Annotated in this window: 16 protein-coding genes; 7 read left to right on the top strand and 9 right to left on the bottom strand. The window is 72.9% G+C overall.

Annotated features, from left to right (window positions below; translation table 11 throughout):
- The first annotated feature begins 190 nt into the window (after nt 1–190).
- Together QRT03_RS24665 and QRT03_RS24670 are read left to right on the top strand one after the other, a co-directional pair.
- Nucleotides 191–667 (top strand): hypothetical protein, encoded by a 477-nt coding sequence (locus QRT03_RS24665; RefSeq protein WP_286055760.1) that lies wholly within the window; start codon nt 191–193, stop codon nt 665–667.
- Nucleotides 668–670: 3 nt separating this feature from the next.
- Complete coding sequence (locus QRT03_RS24670; protein ID WP_286055761.1) at nt 671–2125, top strand: multicopper oxidase family protein; 1455 nt, start codon at nt 671–673, stop codon at nt 2123–2125.
- A 79-nt stretch (nt 2126–2204) separates the two neighbouring features.
- Here the strand turns inward: QRT03_RS24670 and QRT03_RS24675 are convergent, their stop codons facing one another.
- On the bottom strand, nt 2205–3905 hold the full coding sequence (locus QRT03_RS24675) for an MFS transporter (protein WP_345783282.1): 1701 nt from the start codon (nt 3903–3905) through the stop codon (nt 2205–2207).
- Between the two features lie 178 nt (nt 3906–4083).
- Here QRT03_RS24675 and QRT03_RS24680 point away from each other — a divergent pair, with 178 nt between their 5' ends.
- On the top strand, nt 4084–5907 hold the full coding sequence (locus QRT03_RS24680; protein WP_286055762.1) for an NAD(P)/FAD-dependent oxidoreductase: 1824 nt from the start codon (nt 4084–4086) through the stop codon (nt 5905–5907).
- Between the two features lie 121 nt (nt 5908–6028).
- Nucleotides 6029–6997, top strand: coding sequence for an aldo/keto reductase (locus tag QRT03_RS24685; RefSeq protein ID WP_286055763.1), 969 nt, complete (start codon nt 6029–6031; stop codon nt 6995–6997).
- On the opposite strand, the gene QRT03_RS24690 is transcribed toward QRT03_RS24685, so the two are convergent.
- From QRT03_RS24690 to QRT03_RS24720, 7 genes are all read right to left on the bottom strand, one after another.
- Entirely contained in the window at nt 6994–7983 is a 990-nt protein-coding gene (locus QRT03_RS24690) for a beta-ketoacyl-ACP synthase 3 (protein ID WP_286055764.1), read from the bottom strand. The genes QRT03_RS24685 and QRT03_RS24690 overlap by 4 nt on opposite strands.
- 101 nt (nt 7984–8084) lie before the next feature.
- Nucleotides 8085–8966 carry an LLM class flavin-dependent oxidoreductase gene (locus tag QRT03_RS24695; RefSeq protein ID WP_286055765.1) on the bottom strand — a complete coding sequence of 294 codons (882 nt, stop codon included), beginning with the start codon at nt 8964–8966 and terminating at the stop codon, nt 8085–8087.
- Nucleotides 8963–9814, bottom strand: a complete 852-nt coding sequence (locus QRT03_RS24700; RefSeq protein ID WP_345783284.1) for an HpcH/HpaI aldolase/citrate lyase family protein — start codon at nt 9812–9814, stop codon at nt 8963–8965. The genes QRT03_RS24695 and QRT03_RS24700 overlap by 4 nt, the downstream gene beginning before the upstream one ends.
- The gene (locus QRT03_RS24705; protein WP_286055766.1) at nt 9769–10221 is read right to left on the bottom strand and encodes a MaoC family dehydratase; all 453 of its coding nucleotides are present in this window, start codon (nt 10219–10221) and stop codon (nt 9769–9771) included. The genes QRT03_RS24700 and QRT03_RS24705 overlap by 46 nt, the downstream gene beginning before the upstream one ends.
- Nucleotides 10218–12131, bottom strand: a complete 1914-nt coding sequence (locus tag QRT03_RS24710; protein ID WP_286055767.1) for an AMP-binding protein — start codon at nt 12129–12131, stop codon at nt 10218–10220. The genes QRT03_RS24705 and QRT03_RS24710 overlap by 4 nt, the downstream gene beginning before the upstream one ends.
- Before the next feature lie 29 nt (nt 12132–12160).
- Nucleotides 12161–13687 (bottom strand): acyl-CoA carboxylase subunit beta, encoded by a 1527-nt coding sequence (locus QRT03_RS24715; RefSeq protein ID WP_286055768.1) that lies wholly within the window; start codon nt 13685–13687, stop codon nt 12161–12163.
- Between the two features lie 41 nt (nt 13688–13728).
- Nucleotides 13729–14877 carry an acyl-CoA dehydrogenase family protein gene (locus tag QRT03_RS24720; RefSeq protein WP_286055769.1) on the bottom strand — a complete coding sequence of 383 codons (1149 nt, stop codon included), beginning with the start codon at nt 14875–14877 and terminating at the stop codon, nt 13729–13731.
- Nucleotides 14878–14960: 83 nt separating this feature from the next.
- Between QRT03_RS24720 and QRT03_RS24725 the strand changes: the two genes are divergently transcribed.
- On the top strand, nt 14961–15557 hold the full coding sequence (locus QRT03_RS24725; protein ID WP_286055770.1) for a TetR/AcrR family transcriptional regulator: 597 nt from the start codon (nt 14961–14963) through the stop codon (nt 15555–15557).
- Nucleotides 15558–15731: 174 nt separating this feature from the next.
- On the top strand, nt 15732–16310 hold the full coding sequence (locus QRT03_RS24730; protein WP_286055771.1) for a DinB family protein: 579 nt from the start codon (nt 15732–15734) through the stop codon (nt 16308–16310).
- An 88-nt stretch (nt 16311–16398) separates the two neighbouring features.
- On the opposite strand, the gene QRT03_RS24735 is transcribed toward QRT03_RS24730, so the two are convergent.
- Nucleotides 16399–16854 carry a GNAT family N-acetyltransferase gene (locus QRT03_RS24735; protein WP_286055772.1) on the bottom strand — a complete coding sequence of 152 codons (456 nt, stop codon included), beginning with the start codon at nt 16852–16854 and terminating at the stop codon, nt 16399–16401.
- Nucleotides 16855–16946: 92 nt separating this feature from the next.
- Between QRT03_RS24735 and boxC the strand changes: the two genes are divergently transcribed.
- Nucleotides 16947–18650 carry a 2,3-epoxybenzoyl-CoA dihydrolase gene (boxC, locus tag QRT03_RS24740; protein ID WP_425604895.1) on the top strand — a complete coding sequence of 568 codons (1704 nt, stop codon included), beginning with the start codon at nt 16947–16949 and terminating at the stop codon, nt 18648–18650.
- Nucleotide 18651 lies beyond the last annotated feature (1 nt).

Below are 18651 nucleotides of genomic sequence, written 5' to 3' on the forward strand. Positions count from 1 at the left end.
GCGGTGTGCCCGGAGGGGCGTCGCTCGCGCGCGTCGGTCGTTCGGCCCTGTTCACTCGGAAAGAGTAGGACGTCGCTCACAACGTGTGCGTAGAGTAGCTGCACTCGTCGGATGCACCCGTGGCTCGTCCTGAAGATTCACGGATGCGGACGCGAGCACCACCACAGGTGATCGACCCCGGGGGTACGTGATGCGCGCCGTCTACCGCGTCCTGGCCTATCTGCTCGCACTCGAGGTCGTCGTCCAGGCGGCCGCGATCGCCTGGGCCGTGTTCGGCCTGACGACCTGGATCGAGGGCGGGGGAGTGCTGGACAAGGCCGGCATGGAGAGCGAGTCCGTCGTCTTCGACGGCGTCACCGGCTTCATGGTGCACGGCATGAACGGCACGCTGATCGTCCCGATCTTCGGGCTGCTGTTCCTGATCTCGTCGTTCTTCGCCCGGTTCCCCGGTGCGATCGCCTGGGCGGGCGCCGCGTTCGGCCTCGTCGTGATCCAGGTGGCCCTGGGCATCTTCGCCCACTCGATCCCTGCCCTCGGCATGCTGCACGGCGCCCTGGCGCTCGGCCTGCTGGTCGTCGCCCTCGTGGCCGCCCGCAAGGCCTCCGTCGCCACCGCCGCCGCGTCAGAGCCGGCCTCGACCGGCTCCCACGCCGCGCCGCTCGTCTGAGGCGTGCTCACCGACACCCGGCCCGCCGCGCCGGCCGCCCCCCGCGGCCGGCGCCCGCGTCGTCGCACGGTCGTCGCCCTGCTCGCGACCCTCGCCGTCCTGGCGCCCGTCGCGTGGTTCTGGGCGGCCAGCCTCCCGGCGGGGAGCTGGTCGGTGACCGAGATGGGCGTTCCCGACGACGGGGGTGGCCCGGCCGGGATGGCCGGTCACGACATGGCCGGGATGGCGGGCCGGTCGGTGGACACCCTGCGCCTGCCCGCGGAGACCCCCGCGGACGCCCGGATCACGCTCACGGCCCGCGCCGACGGGTCCCGGTACACGCTCAACGGGCAGACCCCCGGGCCCGAGATCCGCGCGGTCGCGGGCCAGGTGGTGGAGGTGCGACTGGTCAACGCCGACGTGGCGCGGGGGATCACCCTGCACTGGCACGGCCTGGACGTCCCGAACGGCGACGACGGCGTCGCCGGCGTGACCCAGGACGCCGTCCTGCCCGGCGGCGAGTTCGTGTACCGGTTCCGGGCCACGCAGGTCGGGACGTACTGGTACCACTCGCACCAGGTCGCCGACGAGCAGGTCAAGGGCGGGCTGTTCGGCTCGCTGGTCGTGGTGCCGCCGGAGGGCGTGGGCCCGGAGGCGACCGCGCTGGTGCACCTGTTCGGCGGGCGGCGCACCGTCAACGGCACGCCCGGCGACCTCGCGGTGCCGGCCGCGCCGGGGCAGACGGTGCGGGTCCGGCTGACCAACACCGACGACGGGCCGATGCGCGCCTGGTCCGCCGCGCCCTACCGGGTGCTGGCCGTGGACGGCACCGAGGTGAACGGACCCACGCCGGTGTCCGGCGCGGCCGTCGGGATCACCGCGGGCGGTCGCGTGGACCTGGAGGTCACGGCGCCGGCGCGGATCGAGCTCGGGGGAGCGGCGGTGGTCGTGGGCGGCGGCGGTGCTCCGTCGTCCGTACCCGCGGCCTCGGTCGACCTGCTCAGCTACGGCACGCCGGCGCCGCTGCGGTTCGACCCGACGACCCCGAACCGCATCTTCGACTACGCGATCGGCCGCCGTCCGGGCTTCATCGGCGGGGTGCCGGGGCTGTACTGGACGATCAACGGCCGGATGTACCCAGACGTCCCGATGTACGAGGTGCGCGAGGGCGACGTCGTGCGCATGCGCATCTCGAACTCCTCCGGCGAGGTCCACCCGATGCACCTGCACGGCCACCACGCGGTGGTCCTGGCCCGCGACGGGGTGCCGTCCACGGGCAGTCCGTGGTGGATCGACTCGCTCGACGTGCCCGACGGCGCGACGTTCGACATCGCCTTCGTCGCCGACAACCCCGGCATCTGGATGGACCACTGCCACAACCTGACCCACCCGAAGCAGGGCCTCGTCGCGCACCTGATGTACGAGGGCGTCACCACGCCCTACCGCGCCGGCCCGGACACCCCGAACGACCCGGAGTAGCCACCCCCGGAACGAACGAGCGGCACCCTCGCAGCATCTATGCGCGCGAGAGTGCCGCTCGTTCAGTGGAGAAGGGCGCTCACGCCCGCACGTCCCGCGCGATCGCCAGGCCCGGCGCCGCCACGCGGACGCGCTCGGCGACCGGGTGCCGGCCCGCGGCCGAGACGACCAGCAGGTACTCCCCGGCGCGCGGGACCTCGAGGCGGTAGTGCCCGTCGTCGGTCGCCGTGGTGCCGACCTGGGCGCCGGTCAGGGCGTCGATGAGCGTGACGGTGCCGTCGACCGGGGCCACGCCGTCGAGGACCCGCCCCGCCAGACCCGGCGTCACGGACGCCGCTTCGATCTCCCGCGGCGCCGGCCCCGTGTCGGCCACCGTCGCGTGCGGGCGGCCGGCGGGGACCAGCAGGCCGCACACCACCGCCGCCACGACGAAGATCGCGGAGGCCACGAGGAACGCCCGGTCGTACCCGGCCAGCGCCGCGGCGGCCGGAGCCAGTCCGACGCCGAGCGCCGATGCGGTCGCCGTGCCGGCGATCGAGGAGAGCAGCGCCGTCCCGACCGACCCGCCGACCTGCTGCATCGTGTTCACCGTCGCGGACGCCACACCCGCGTCCGCCGGGTCCACGCCCAGGGTCGCGGTGTTGATCGAGGTGGACATCGCGGTGCCCATGCCCAGGCCCATGAGGATCAGCGGGCCGAGCACGCTGCCGAGGTACGACGACCCGGGCGAGAGGTGGGAGAACCAGAACAGCGCCCCGGCCCCGAGCAGCAGGCCCGCGAAGATCAGCGGCTTCGGGCCCACCCGCGGGAGCACGATCGCGGGGACGGTCGTCGACGCCGTCATGATCGACGCGACCATCGGGAGGAACGCCACCCCGGTCAGCACCGGCGACAGCCCGAGCTGGGTCTGCATCACGTAGGCGAGGAAGAGCGAGAGGCCGAACATCCCCGTCGTCAGGACGAGGATCGTCAGGTACGAGCCGCCGCGGAACCGGTCGAGCAGGACGCGCAGCGGAAGCAGCGGCGCGGCGCGCACGCGCTGGACGGCGACGAAGACCGCCAGCAGGACCACACCGGCCGTCAGGAAAGCGTAGACGGGCCACGAGTCCCAGCCGTCGGTCTCGGCGGTGGCGAACCCGAAGACGACGCCGAAGAGCCCGGCCGAGGCGAGAACGGTGCCGACGAGGTCGAGCTTCGGGCGGCGACCGGACGGCGCGGCCGGCATCAGCACGAGCGCGCCGACCAGGGCGACCACCGCGAACACCACGTTGACGTACATGCACCAGCGCCAGTCGGCGTACTCGGTGAGCGTCCCGCCGAGCAGCAGGCCGATGGCGGCGCCCGATCCGGCGAGCGCGGAGAAGACGCCGAAGGCGCGGGCGCGGTCGCGGCCGGCGGGGAACGTCGTCGTCAGCAGCGACAGCGCGGCGGGCGCCAGCAGCGCCCCGAACAGGCCCTGGAGGGCGCGCGCCGCGACGAGCAGCCCGAAACCGGGGGCGAGGCCGCCGAGCACGGACGCGACCGCGAACCCGACCAGCCCGACGACGAAGGCCGCCTTGCGTCCGAACAGGTCCGAGAGGCGGCCGCCGAGCAGCAGCAGGCTGCCGAACGCGAGCGCGTAGGCCGTGACCACCCACTGGCGCTGGGCGTCGGAGAAGCCGAGGTCGGCCTGGGCGGACGGCAGTGCGATGTTCACGATCGAGTTGTCGAGGATGACCATGAGCTGGGCGACGCCGATGACGGCGAGGATCCACCAGCGGCGGGTGGGTGAGTCGGTCACGTCGCCGACGCTAGGACCTGAAGTGCGCTTCAGGTCCAGGGTCTGCTCGCTCGCTTCGGTCACAGGGCGCGCAACAACGCTGCAACGCTTGCCCGTACCGGGGTCCTGCCGTGACCGTGGTCACCTCACCACTCCACGAGCCACTCCACGAGCCACTCCACGAGAAAGAGGTGCCGGCGTGACGCAGACCCTGGATCGCCCCGGGAGCGAGGTGGCCGACCGCGTCGAGGCATGGGTGTCGGCGTTCCAGGACGCCCTGTCCGCGCGCGACGTCAGCGCAGCCGTGTCGCTGTTCGCCGACGAGTGCTACTGGCGCGACCTCGTGTCGTTCACCTGGAACATCGCCACCGTCGAGGGCACCGACGAGGTCGCCGACCTGCTGACGACGGTGCTGGACCGGATCGACCCCACCGGGTTCGCCGTCGACGGCGAGCCGACGTCGGCCGACGGGGTCGACGAGGCGTGGCTGACCTTCGAGACCGCGGTGGGCCGGGGGACCGGTCACGTGCGGCTCAAGGACGGCAAGGCCTGGACCCTCCTGACCACCCTCGACGAGCTCAAGGGCCACGAGGAGAACCAGCGCGAGCGACGTCCCTTCGGCACCGAGCACGGCGCGAACCCCGACCGCGTGACGTGGAAGGAGTCGCGGGAGTCCGAGGCCGAGGAGCTGGGCTACACCCGCCAGCCGGAGGTCGTCATCATCGGCGGCGGGCAGGGCGGCATCGCGCTCGCGGCCCGGCTGCGCCAGCTCGGCGTCCCCGCGATCATCGTGGAGCGCAACGAGCGGCCCGGCGACTCCTGGCGCAAGCGGTACAAGTCGTTGGCCCTGCACGACCCGGTCTGGTACGACCACCTGCCCTACATCCCGTTCCCGGACAACTGGCCGGTCTTCGCGCCGAAGGACAAGCTCGGCGACTGGCTCGAGATGTACACGCGGGTCATGGAGATCAACTACTGGGGCTCCACCTCCGCGGAGTCGGCCGAGTTCGACGAGGCCGAGGGTCGCTGGACCGTGAAGGTCACCCGCGACCGCGGCGACGGTCCGGAGGAGGTCGTGCTCCGGCCGGCCCAGCTCGTCTTCGCGATGGGCGTCTCCGGCAAGCCGAACAAGCCCGAGTTCCCGGGCATGGAGAAGTTCCGCGGCGTCATCCAGCACTCCTCGGAGCACCCCGGGCCGGCGGGCTACGAGGACAAGAAGATCGTCGTCATCGGCTCGAACAACTCCGCGTTCGACATCTGCGGGGCGGCCTGGGAGGCCGGCTCCGACATCACGATGGTGCAGCGGTCGTCGACCCACATCATCAAGTCGGACACCCTGATGGAGCTCGCGCTCGGCGGGCTGTACTCCGAGGAGGCCGTGCGCAACGGCATCACTACGCGCACCGCGGACCTCGTGTTCGCCTCGCTGCCCTACCGGATCATGGCCGACTTCCAGCGGCCCGCCTACGACGAGGCGAAGGTCCGCGACCAGGAGTTCTACGACCAGCTCCGCGAGGCCGGCTTCGACCTCGACTTCGGCGACGACGAGTCCGGGCTGTTCATGAAGTACCTGCGCCGCGGGTCGGGCTACTACATCGACGTCGGTGCCGCGCAGCTCGTGGCCGACGGCAAGGTGAAGCTCGTCAACGGGCAGGTGCAGGAGTTCACCGAGACCGGCGTCAAGCTCACCGACGGCACGGAGCTCGAGGCGGACCTCGTCGTCCTGGCCACCGGCTACCGCTCGATGATCACCTCGGTGGCGGACATCATCGGCGAGGAGATGGCCACGCGGGTCGGGAAGGTGTGGGGCCTCGGCTCCGACACCACGAAGGACCCGGGACCGTGGGAGGGCGAGCAGCGCAACATGTGGAAGCCCACCCAGCAGCGGAACCTGTGGTTCCACGGCGGCAACCTGCACCAGTCGCGGCACTACTCGCTCTACCTGGCGCTGCAGCTCAAGGCGCGTCAGGAGGGCATCGCCGGCGAGGTCTACAAGCTGGCGCCGTCGCACCACAAGGAGTAGCTCCCACCGGACGAGCGGGCCGTTCATCACGGAAGACCGTGACGAACGGCCCGTTCGTGCGTTTACGGGAGCCTTCCCGACGGCGGGTGCGCCGGTTCGGGCGCGCGGGTAGACCGGCATCATGGAGTACACGAAGCTCGGTTCGACCGGCCTGGACGTCTCGCGCATCTGCCTCGGCACCATGAGCTACGGCGTGCCGAACGACCGCTGGCCGTGGGCGCTGCCCGAGGACGAGGCGAAGCCGTTCTTCTCCGCCGCGCTCGAGGCGGGCGTCAACTTCTTCGACACCGCCGACGTCTACTCGCAGGGGACGTCGGAGGAGATCACCGGCCGCTGGCTCAACGAGATGGCCGACCGCGACGAGATCGTCGTCGCCACCAAGGTCTTCAACCGCATGCGCCCCGGGCCCAACGGCGCCGGGCTCTCGCGCAAGGCGATCCTCACCGGCATCGACGCCTCGCTCCGCCGGCTCGGCATGGACTACGTGGACCTCTACCAGATCCACCGGTTCGACCCCGAGACGCCGCTGGAGGAGACCCTCGAGGCGCTCCACGACGTCGTGAAGTCGGGCAAGGCGCGCTACATCGGGGCGTCGTCGATGTTCGCCTGGCAGTTCGCGAAGGCGCTGCACCTGCAGGACGCGAACGGCTGGGCGCGCTTCGTGACGATGCAGAACCACTACAACCTGCTCTACCGCGAGGAGGAGCGGGAGATGAACCCGCTCTGCCTCGACGAGGGCGTCGGTTCGATCCCGTGGAGCCCGCTCGCGCGCGGCAAGCTGACCCGCGACTGGGACGAGACGACGAACCGCGGCGAGACCGACGAGTTCGGCAAGACGCTCTACCGCGACTCCGACCGGCACATCGTCGAGAAGGTCGCCGAGATCGCCGACAAGCGCGGGGTCAGCCGGGCCCAGGTGGCGCTGGCGTGGCTGCTGGCCCAGCCGGTCGTCGACTCGCCGATCATCGGGGCGACGAAGCTGAAGCACCTGGAGGAGGCCGTCGCGGCGGTCGACCTGCAGCTCGACGACCACGAGCTCACCGAGCTGTCGGAGACCTACGAGCCGCGGGGCATCGCCGGCCACCGTTAGAACCGGGGGAGCGTCACCACCTGGGAGGCGAACGTCAGGCCCGCCCCGAACCCGCACAGCAGTGCGAGGTCCCCGGGGCGGGCCCGGCCCGACGTCAGGAGCTCGTGCATCGCGAGCGGCACCGAGGCCGCCGAGGTGTTCCCGGTGACCGCGACGTCGCGCGCCACCGCGACGTGCTCGGGCAGCGCCAGCGCCTTGACCAGCCCGTCGGTGATCCGCGCGTTCGCCTGGTGCGGGACGAAGGCGTCGAGCTGCTCGGGCTTGCAGTCGGCCTTCTCCAGGGCCTCGTACACCAGCGGGACCATGCGCGAGGTCGCCCAGCGGAACACCGCCGGGCCCTGCATGCGCAGCGCCGGGCGCTCGCCGGTCGACAGGGCCTCGAGCCAGGTCGGCGCCTGGACGATGAGGTCGGACTGCGCCCCGTCCGCACCCCAGGCCGCCGGGCCGATCCCCGGTTCCGCGGACGGGCCGACCACCACCGCGCCCGCGCCGTCGCCGAACAGGAAGGCGGTCGACCGGTCGGTGGGGTCGATGATGTCGCTCATCCGCTCGACGCCGACCACGAGGACCGCCCCGTGCCCCGCGCGCACCAACGAGGCGGCCACCTCGAGCGCGTAGCAGAACCCGGCGCACGCGGCACCGAGGTCCATCGCGGCGCCGCGCACGGCACCCACCGACGCCGCCACCCGGGTCGCCACCTGCGGCGACGCGGCGTCCGACGACATCGTCGCCACCAGGGTCACACCGATCTCGCCCGCGGCCACCCCGGCGGCGGTCAGCGCGTCGCGGGCCGCCGCGTCCGCCATCGCCACCATCGTCTCGTCCGCGTCGGCGAACCGGCGGGTCGCGATCCCGGAGCGGGCGAGGACCCAGTCCGCGTCGACCTCGAGGTGCTCGCAGACCTCCTCGTTGCTCACGACGCGGCGGGGCCGGTACGCGCCCACCCCGAGGACGGCGGCGGGATGGCCGGTGGTGATCGAACCCAAGGGGTGCCTCGCGAGACGGTCGGGAGCGGTCGACCCCTCCACCGTCGCCCGTGGTCCCGGTTACTCGGAAGTCCTACTATCTGGTACGGGCATGCAACCGGTCACAGCGACGCCAGCGCGGCGCCGACCTCCTCGATCGCCGCGGCGTGCCCGCCCTCCGCGCACAGCGGCGCGAAGAGGATCCGCTCCGCCCCGGCCTGCGCGTACTCGCCGAACCGCGCGACGACGTCCCGCGCCGTCCCGTGCGGCACGCACGCGTCCACGATCCGGTCCATGTCCTGCCCGTAGATGCGCTCCAGGGTCCCGACGGCGAGGGTGCGCGCCTCCGCGCGCGAGGGCGCCAGCGCCGACCACGCCAGCAACCCGCCGGTCACCGGGGGCCGCCCCTGCTCGGCCGCGACGTCGTTCGCGAGCCGCAGGCCGCGGGCGACCCGGTCCGGGCTGCACAGGTACGGCATCCAGACCTCGCCGGCACGCCCGGCCCGGCGCATCGCGGCCTCCGACCGGCCGCCGACCCAGATCGGCACGGAGCCGGTGGGCAGCGGGTCCAGCCTCGTCGGCTCACCGTCCACGTCGACCGTCTCCCCGGCCAGGTAGGCCCGCAGGGTGTCCAGCGCCGCGTCCGTGCGGCGGCCCCGCTCGCGGACCGGGACCCCGCTCGCCGCGAACTCGACCGGGTTCTCGCCGCCGACGCCGATCCCGAGCTCGAACCGCCCGCCGGACACCCGGTCCAGCGTCGCGGCCATCTTCGCCGCGAGCACCGGGGGATAGAGCGGGAGCAGGGTCACCGCGGACACCAGCCGGACGCGGGTCGTGGCCGCGGCGGCCGCCGCGAGCGTGACGAACGCGTTGGACGTGGGGCTGCCGAACAGCACGTGCTCGCCGCACGCGACCAGGTCGAACCCGAGCTCCTCCGCCCGGGCGGCCAGGGTCGGGATCCCGGCCGCGTCGGCGGTCTGCGGCAGCATCAGCCCGACCCTCATGCCTCCACCCCCGCCCGCTGCAGCGTGGCCGCCGCCATCCGCAGGTGCACGTCGTCGACCATCTCGCCATTGACCACGCCGACCCCGGCGCGGCCGGCCTCGACGACGTCGCGCGCGTGCGCCACCTCCTCCTCGGAGGGAGTGAACACCTCGTGGGCGAGCGTCACCTGCGTCGGGTGGATGCAGATCTTGCCGTCGTAGCCGAGGTCGCGGCCCTCGCCCGCGTCCCGGCGGAAGAACTCGCCGTCCCGCACGGCCACGACCGCCTGGTCCAGCGCCCCGACCCCCGCCAACCGCGCCGCGAGCAGCACCTCGGAGCGGGCGAACAGCACCTCGCGGCTCGACGGCGTCCGCCGCCCGCCGACGGAGGCGATGTAGTCCTCGGCGCCGAAGTACGCCGCCGTCACCTCCGAGCCGTCGAGGAGGTCCCGCACCCGCGCCACCCCGCGCGCCGTCTCGATCCCGACGACGACGGGGCGTTCGTCGCCGACCCGGCGGCGCAGGTCGCGCAGCTGCGCCGGGTCCTCGTACTTCGGGAGCACCACCCCGGCCCGGCTCCCCGCGACCGCCTCGACGTCGTCGTCGTGCCACGGCGTCGCGGGCGGGTTGACCCGGACCAGGACGAGCGACCCGCCGTCGGGAAGATCCCCGACCGCGTGCACCGCGGTACGCCGCGCCTCGTCCTTGTCCCCGGGCGCGACGGCGTCCTCGAGGTCGACCGCGATCGCGTCCGGCGACGACCGCGGCGCCTTCGCGACCATGTCCGGACGGTCGCCGGGCACGAACAGCAGCGAGCGCGGGATCAGGTCGGCCTCCGGTGCATCAGGCCCGTCCGTCGCACGGTGCAGACGGTCTCGTCGCGCTGGTTGGACGCGCGGTGGGCGAAGACGACGATGCCCGCGTCGGGTCGCGAGCGCGACTCGCGGGCCTCGACGACCTCCGTCGACACCCGGACCGTGTCGCCGTGGAACACCGGCGCCGGGAACACGGCGTCGGTGAGGCCGAGCTGGGCGACGATCGTGCCCAGCGTCAGCTCCGGGACGCTCAGCCCGACGACGAGCGCGAGCGTGAACATGCTGTTCACCAGGGGCTTCCCGAACTCGGTCCGCGAGGCGTAGTCGTGGTCGAGGTGCAGTGGCGCCGGGTTCATCGTCATCGTCGTGAACAGGACGTTGTCGGTCTCGGTGACCGTCCGGCGGGTGGCGTGCTCGACGACGAGGCCCTCGGTCAGGTCCTCGAACCACAGGCCACTCACGTACGGACCGCCTCCCGGAGCACCTCGAGCGACGACGGGTCCTCCAGCGCGGAGGTGTCGCTGCGGGTCTCACCGTAGAGGAGCACCTCGCGCATCAGGCGCCGCATGATCTTGCCGGTGCGGGTCTTCGGCATCGCGCCGGTGACGATCACGCGGTCGGGCCGGGCGAGCCCGCCGATGGTGTCGCCGACGAGCCGCGTGACCTCCTCCCGCACGTCCGGGCCGTCCCCGGAGACGGTCACGAACGCGACCGGCACCGTGCCCTTGGTGTCGTCCGGGATCCCGACGACCGCCGCCTCGACCACGCGGGGGTGCGACCCGACGACGGCCTCGATCTCCATCGTCGAGAGCCGGTGCGCGGCGACGTTGATGACGTCGTCGGCGCGGCCCAGGACCCACAGGTGCCCGTCCGCGTCGACCACGGCCTCGTCGTTGGTCGCGTAGCAGCCGGGGAAGCGGGAGAAGTAGGTCGAGAGGTAGCGCTCGTGGTCGTCCCACACCGTCCGGGCGAGGGTGGGGAAGGGCCGCGTCATGACGAGGTTGCCCTTCGTGCCGTCGGGCACGGGCCGGCCCTCGTCGTCGACCACCCGGCACGCGTGGCCGGGCAGGGTGGTGCCGGCCGAGCCCGCCTTGAGGTCGTCGACGCCCGCCACCGGGTAGGTCCACGTCGAGCCGGTCTCGGTCTGCCCGTAGGCGTTGACCACGGGGACCCCGAGAGTGTCGGTGGTCCATGCGAACGTCTCGCCGTCGAGGGGCTCGCCCTGCACCGTGATCAGGGCGAGCCGGGGGAGGGGATGGTCGTGGGCCAGCGAGTCGCCGAACTTGCGCAGCATGCGCAGCACGGTCGGGGCACACAGCACCTTCGTCACGGCGTGGCGCTCGCACACCTCGTAGAAACGCGCCGTCGACGGCGTGTCCAGCGCGCCCTCGTAGCACGCGATCGTGGCGCCGTTCGCGAGCCCGCCGATCACCGCCTGGATCGGGAAGGTCAGCCAGCCGACGTCCGCGGCCACCCAGTACACGTCGTCGTCGGTGATCGCGGTCTGCCAGTGCGCGTTCGCCCAGGTGCCCAGCAGGAAGCCGCCCACGGAGTGCACCACGCCCTTCGGCCGCGACTCCGTGCCGGAGGTGAAGATCAGGAAGGCCGGCTCGTTCGGGTCGAGCGCGGCGACCTCGCTGCCCTCCGGGTGGGCGTCGACCAGCGCGGCGTAGGAGGTCTCGCCGTCCTGCAGCGGCACCCCGTTCCCGGTGCGGTCCACCACCACGACGTGCTCGAGGGTCGGGGCGTCCGGCCGCGCCGCGCGCAGGGTGTCGAGCAGCGGCACCGGCTTGCCGCGCCGGTAGATCGCGTCCGCGACGACCACGACCTTCGCGCGCGCCGACGCCAGCCGCGAGGCCACGGCGTCCCGCCCGAAGCCGGAGAACAGCACGGTGTAGATCGCGCCGATGCGGTTGCAGGCGTGGATGGCCGTGAACGCCTCGACGAGGTTCGGCATGTAGATCGCGACGACGTCGCCCCGGCCCACCCCGAGCGCGGTGAGGCCCGCCCCGAGCCGGGAGACCTCGTCGGCGAGCTGGGCGTAGGTCAGCGTGCGGGAGTCGCCGGGCTCGCCCTCCCACACCACGGCAGGGCGGTCGGGCGCGGTCTCGGCCCACCGGTCGACGCAGTTGTCCGCGACGTTGATCAGGCCGCCGTCGAAGTAGCGGAAGTCGCCGAGCTCGCCGGTGCGCACCGTGTCGTACGGCCGCAGCCAGCGGTGCTGCTCGGCGACCCACGCCCAGTAGTCGTCGGGATCGGCGTCGTGCAGGGCCCGGGCGTGGGCGATCTCGTCGGCGTACCGGGCCGACCGCTGCTCCGGGCGCAGCGGGATCAGCGGCGCGGAGATCAGGGCTCCGAGCGAGTCGTCCATGGCCGGCTCCTCCTCGAGACGGGGATGGGTCAGACGGGGCTGACGAGGTGGTGACGACGGGGTGCGGTGCGGGTCCAGCCGTCGGCGTGGCGCAGCCGCACGGCGAGCTCCGCGCGGAGTTCCTCGGTGGCGACGACCGTGTCGACGACCAGGTCCTCCGCCATGCGCAGCAGGTTCACCTCGGCGCGGTGCTCCTCGACGCGCGCCGCGACGAACTCGGCCCGCTCGGTCTCGTCGTCGATCGCGGCGATCTTGCGGGCGTAGACGGCGTTCACCGACGCCTCCGGGCCCATCGCGCCGATGAAGGCGCTCGGCAGGGCGATCGTCGCGCGTGGTTCGAAGCCCGGGGCGCACATCGCGTAGAACCCGGCGGCGTAGGCCTTGCGCAGCACCACGGAGAACTTCGGCACCTCGGCCGAGCTCATCGCGGCGATCAGCTTGGCGCCGTGGCGGATGATGCCCTGCCGCTCGACCTCGACGCCGACCATGAACCCCGGCACGTCCTGCAGGAACACCAGCGGGACGTTGAAGGCGTCGCACCAGGAGACGAAGTGGGCGGCCTTGTCGGCCGAGTCGACGTGGATCGCGCCGGAGCGCACGCACGGCTGGTTCGCGACCAGGCCCACCACCCGGCCCTCCAGCCGCGCCAGCCCGACCACGATCTCCGGCGCCCAGTCCGGCTGGATCTCGAAGAACGACCCGCCGTCGACGAGGCGGTCGATCACCGCGGTGACGTCGTAGCCGGTGACCGGGTCCTCCGGGATGACCCCCTCCCACCCCTGCTCCTCGGGCTCCCGGGCGGTCCCGACGGCGGGTCGGGCCGACCAGTCGCTCGGCAGGTAGGTGAACAGGAGGCGGGCCGCCGCGACGGCCTGCCAGTCCTCCTCGAACACGGCGTGGCCGCAGCCGGAGACCTCGGCGTGCATCCGCGCGCCGCCCATCTCCTCCTCGGTGGTCCGCTCGCCGGTGACCTTCTCGGCCACCCGGGGGCTCGCGAGGAACATCGACGCCCGGCCCTCGACCATGCCGACCCAGTCGGTGAACGCCGGCATGTACGCGCCGCCGGCCGCGGACGGGCCGTGCAGGCAGCAGATCTGGGGGACGCGGCCGGACAGCGCGACCTGCAGCCGGAAGATCGCGCTCGCCCCGCGGCGGCCCGGGAAGAAGCCCATCTGCTCGGTGAGCCGGCCGCCGGCCGAGTCGACCAGGTAGAAGACCGGGAGCAGGTCCCGGTCGGCGCGCTCCAGGATGCGGATCTGCTTCTCGCAGGTCAGCTCGCCCCACGAGCCGGCCTTGACGCCGAAGTCGTGGGCGATCACCGCCACCGGGCGCCCCTCGACCGTGCCGACGCCGGTGATCACGCCGTCGGCCGGCAGCGCGCCCGCGAGCAGGCCGTCCTCGACGAGGGAGTCCGCGTCGAGCAGCACGGCGAGCCGCTCCCGGGCGGTGAGGGTGCCCGGGTACCGGCTCGTGTCCCCGCCGCCGCGGGCGCGGTCGGCCGCGGCCAGGACGTCACCCGCCGAGGGAGGCGCCGGTGCCCCAGGGGGGACGGGCACCGACACCTCCCACGCCGGGCGCCGCCCGTTGCTCGGGGCCGTCACGGGACGAGCCGCTTCGAGAGGATCTCCAGCTGGATCTCGTCCGTCCCGCCACCGATACGCAGGATGCGGACGTCGCGCTGGTGGCGCACCACGGGCGTCTCCTCCAGATAGCCCGCACCACCGAACAGCTGGAGCGCCTCGTCGACGACGTGATCGGCGACCTTGGCCGCGAAGTACTTGGCCGCCGCGACGGACCGGGCCGCCTCGGGGTGGGCGCGGTCGAGGCGGTCGGCGGCCTGGTAGGTCAGCGCCCGGGCGGCCTCGAGCTCGACCTCGGCGGCGGCGATGCGGTGGCGGATCGTCTGCAGGTTCGTCAGCGGGGCGCCCGCCACCTCGCGGCCCGTCACGTACTCGGTGACCATCGTGAGGGCCTCCGCGGCGTGGCCCAGCCCCATGGCGGCGAGCACGATGCGCTCGAGCTGGAACGCCTCCATGATCTGGTGGAAGCCGCGGTTCTCCGCGCCGAGCACGGCGTCGGCCGGCACCTCGACGCCGTCGAGCACCACCTCACGGGTGTCCGACGAGTGCCAGCCCAGCTTCTGCAGTGGCCGTCCCACCGAGAGGCCCGGGGTGTCGGCCGGGACGACGAACGTCGTGATGCCCCGGTGCCCGGCCTCGCCGGTGCGGGCCCCGACGACCAGCACGTCCGCGATCCCCGCGTTCGTGATGTACATCTTCCGGCCGTCGATCCGCCAGCCGTCGTCGGTCCTCGTCGCCCGGGTCGTGATGCCGGCGACGTCCGACCCCGCGCCGGGCTCGGTCACCGCGATCGAGGCGATGGCGGTGCCGGCGGCGATGCGCTCGACCCAATCCTGCCGTTGGGCCGGGGTGCCGTGGCGGACCAGGTGCGGGCCCGCCATGTACGCGCTGACCAGCGCCCCGACCGCGATGCCGCCGCAGGCGCGGGAGAGCTCCTCGGCGAGCACCGTCACGGCCGTGCACTCTCCGCCGTCGCCCGCGGAGCCGCCGAACTCGGCCGGGGTGAGCAGGCCGAGCAGCCCGGCGTCGCCCATCTCCTTCCAGAGCCGCTCCGGCGGGTGACCGGCGCGCTCGGACTCGTCGACGACGGGGCGGACCCGCTCATCGGTGAAGCGCCGGACCGCGGCCCGGAAGTCCTCGTGCGCCTCGTCGAGCTCGAACGCCACGCCTGCTCCGTTCCTTCGACCGACCGGTCGGGCGAAAGTAGGCTGGGTCACAGGCGCTCGTCAATCACCTAGGGTCGACGGCCGTGACACCGCGAGCGAACGGCAGCCGGGCGGAGGAGCAGCGCCAGCGCATCCTCACCGCGGCCGTCGGGGTGTTCAGCCGCCGCGGCTACCGCGCCACCTCGATGAACGACGTCGCGGCCGGTGTCGGGCTCTCCAAGCCGACGCTCTACCACTACGTGGCCACCAAGCAGGACCTGCTCGTCCAGGTCTACGAGCGGGTCCTCGACGAGAGCCTCGCGTCCGCCCGTGCGATCGTCGCCGCGGCCGCGGACCCGCTCGAGGCGGTGCGCGGGCTGATCGTCGACCGGGTCGCGTACACCTGCGAGCACCGGGACCTGCTGAAGATCTGCTTCGAGGAGGAGTCCGAGCTCCCGCCGGAGCTCGCCGAGCCGATCCTCGCGCGGCGGCGGGCCTACGAGGCGGTGGTGCTCGAGGCGGTCGAGGCGCAGGTCGCGGCATCCGGGGCGGATCTGGGGATGGCGACCAAGGTCTACGTCAACACCTGCCTGGGCGCGGCGAACTGGGTCTACAAGTGGTTCGACCGCACCGGTGCGCTCACGCCCCGGGAACTGGGGGAGCAGGTCGCCCGGGTGCAGCTGGCGATGCTGGCGGGCTGATCCGGTGCGGGCCCGCCCCGGCCGGCGACGATGGCGCGCTGCTCGCACCCGCCGCGTGCAGGTCGCCATCGTCGGAAGGGGCCGAGCTCCGGCGGCTTTGTAGACGAGGACCGGACCTGACCGCCTTGCCTCCTAACATTGCTCTCACCAGCGGCGATGAAGGAGCCAGGTCCCATGAGCGTCACCCCGGAGGTCCCCGTGAGCACCGACCCGAGCACCCTGACCGGCGAGCGCCGCGACCTCGTCGAGACCCTCCAGATGCACCGTGCGCTGTTCCTGCAGACCCTCCAGGGGATCACCGAGGAGCAGGCGCGGACGCGGACCACGTTCTCCGTGCTCAACCTCGCAGGGCTGGTGAAGCACGTCGCGCGGACCGAGGCGGGGTGGCTGGCGTTCGCGAAGGAGGGCCCGGCCGCGATGGCGATGGAGTGGCCCGAGGTCGACTGGGACGACCCGGTGATCCAGGCGCGCCTCGCGGAGGGCGACCTGCGCCACGACGAGTTCAACCTGCTCGGCGACGAGACGCTGGAGTCGATGCGGGCGTACTACGCGAAGGTCGCCGATGAGACCGACGCCTACATCGCCGAGGCCGACCTCGACGTCTCGTGGCCGCTGCCGGAGGCACCCTGGTTCGCCCCGGGCGCGACCCGCTCGGTGCGCCGGGTCGCGATGCACATCGTCGCGGAGACCGCCCAGCACGCCGGCCACGCCGACTTCCTGCGCGAGGCGATCGACGGCGTGCACACGATGTGAGTGCCCCACCCCGATCCCGTACGAGCGGGCCGTTCGTCACCTTCTATCGTGACGAACGGCCCGTTCGTACGGTTCGGGCGAGCCGGATCTACGACGGGGAGTGCGCTCCGCCCGCCTGCTCGGTGACGCGGACGCGGCGGCGGAGCTCGCCGGTGTCACGGGAGTCGAACCCCTGGGCGGACAGCCAGGCCTGCACGCCCTCGCGGTCGGGGTGGTTCTCCGGGACGACGTTGTAGACGTAGTTCAGCTGGCGGGCGGCGGCCTCGTCGGCGAGGCGGTTCATCGCCCACGACCCGACGCCGCGACCCCGGAACGCCGGGACCACCGCGACCAGCACCTCGGCGTCGCCCCACGTGTCGTCGAGGCGCCCGTAGGCCGCGACCGCGCCGTCGGCGTCGTCCACCCGCCACCAGGCGTCGCCCAGGGCGTCCCCGTCGGACGGCGAGCCCAGACCGTGCAGGCCCGGGCCGGCGGGGGAGAAGGCGTCGGCCTTGGCCGCGTCCCACACCGGGGTCGGCTCCGCCGTCCAGGTCCACTCGGTCACCGCTGACCACTCCCTCCGCGACTGTCTACGGGTCTTCCCCACTTCGTCACAGTGTCGTAGAATGTGGCGCAGACGACAAGGGAGGCTCCACGGTGACGGTCCTCGAGGATCCGGTCAACGAGGTCGCGGCGCTCGAACGCGTGCCGCAGGTGGACTTCGACACCAGCCCGGACCGCTACCGGCACTGGCGCTTCACCGTCGACGGTGACACCGCGAGGGTCTACCTCGACGTCGACGAGGCCGGCGGCCTGGTCCCGGGGTACGAGCTGAAGCTGAACTCGTACGACCTCGGCGTCGACATCGAGCTGCACGACCTCACGCAGCGCCTGCGCTTCGAGTACCCGCAGGTCCGCAGCGTGGTGCTGACTAGCGGGAAGGACTCGAACTTCTGCGCCGGCGCGAACATCCGCATGCTGGCCGGGTCGAGCCACCCGTGGAAGGTGAACTTCTGCAAGTTCACCAACGAGACGCGCAACGGCATCGAGGACATGACCGCGGCGGGCCAGACGTGGATCGCCGCGCTCAACGGCACCGCGGCCGGCGGCGGCTACGAGATGGCCCTGGCGTGCGAGCGGATCCTGCTGGTCGACGACCGGTCCAGCGCCGTCAGCCTCCCCGAGGTCCCGCTGCTGGGCGTGCTCCCCGGCACCGGCGGGCTGACCCGCGTGATCGACAAGCGCCGCGTGCGCAAGGACCGCGCGGACGTCTTCGCGACGAAGTCCGAGGGCTTCGGCGGGCGCAAGGCGGTCGAGTGGAAGCTCGTGGACGAGGCCGTGCCGCGCCGCGAGTGGGACCGCGTCGTGGCCGAGCGCGCGGAGGAGCTCAAGGGCGACCGGCCGGCCGACGCGCAGGGCATCACGTGGACCCCGCTGCAGCGCTCCGTCACCGACGACGCGATCACCTACGACCACGTCCGCGTCACGATCGACCGCGACGCCCGGACCGCCACGCTCGTCGTCGCCGTGCCCGAGATGACCGACGACCCCGCGCCGCTCCACGAGCAGGGCGCCGCCCACCCGCTGCTCGCGATCACCCGCGAGCTCGACGATGCGATCCTGCGGCTGCGCACCAACGAGCTCGAGATCGGCACGTGGCTCGTCCTCACGGAAGGCACGGTGGGCGCCGCGTTGTCGGCCGACCGGCTGATCGACGGCCACCAGGACGACTGGCTCGTCGCCGAGACCACCCGGTTCCTCCGGCGGACCCTCAAGCGCCTCGACGTCACCAGCCGCAGCCTGATCGCGCTGATCGAGCCGGGCAGCTGCTTCGCCGGGCCGTTCCTCGAGCTGGCGCTGGCCTGCGACCGGCAGTACATGCTCGAGGGCACCTTCGAGGAGGCCGAGGACGCGACGCTGCCCAGCGGCGCGGAGGCGACCGAGCCGGCCACGCTCGTCGTCACGAACGCGCAATTCGGGACGTTCCCGATGGGGAACGGCCTGTCCCGGCTGGAGTCCCGGTTCTACGGCGAGGACATCGACGTCCCGAAGGACGAGCCCCTCACCGGCGCCGACGCCGACGACGCGGGCCTCGTCACCGACGCGCCCGACGACATCGACTGGACCGACGAGATCCGCATCCTGCTCGAGGAGCGGGCCTCGCTCTCCCCGGACGCCCTGACCGGCATGGAGGCGAACCACCGGTTCGTCGGCCCCGAGACCATGGAGACCCGGATCTTCGGCCGCCTCACGGCGTGGCAGAACTGGATCTTCATTCGGCCCAATGCGAGCGGCCCCGAGGGCGCGCTGCGCAAGTACGGCACCGGCCGCAAGGCCGACTTCGACCAGAAGCGGGTGTGAG

This window comes from Actinomycetospora termitidis (assembly GCF_030286555.1).
GTDB lineage: Bacteria > Actinomycetota > Actinomycetes > Mycobacteriales > Pseudonocardiaceae > Actinomycetospora > Actinomycetospora termitidis.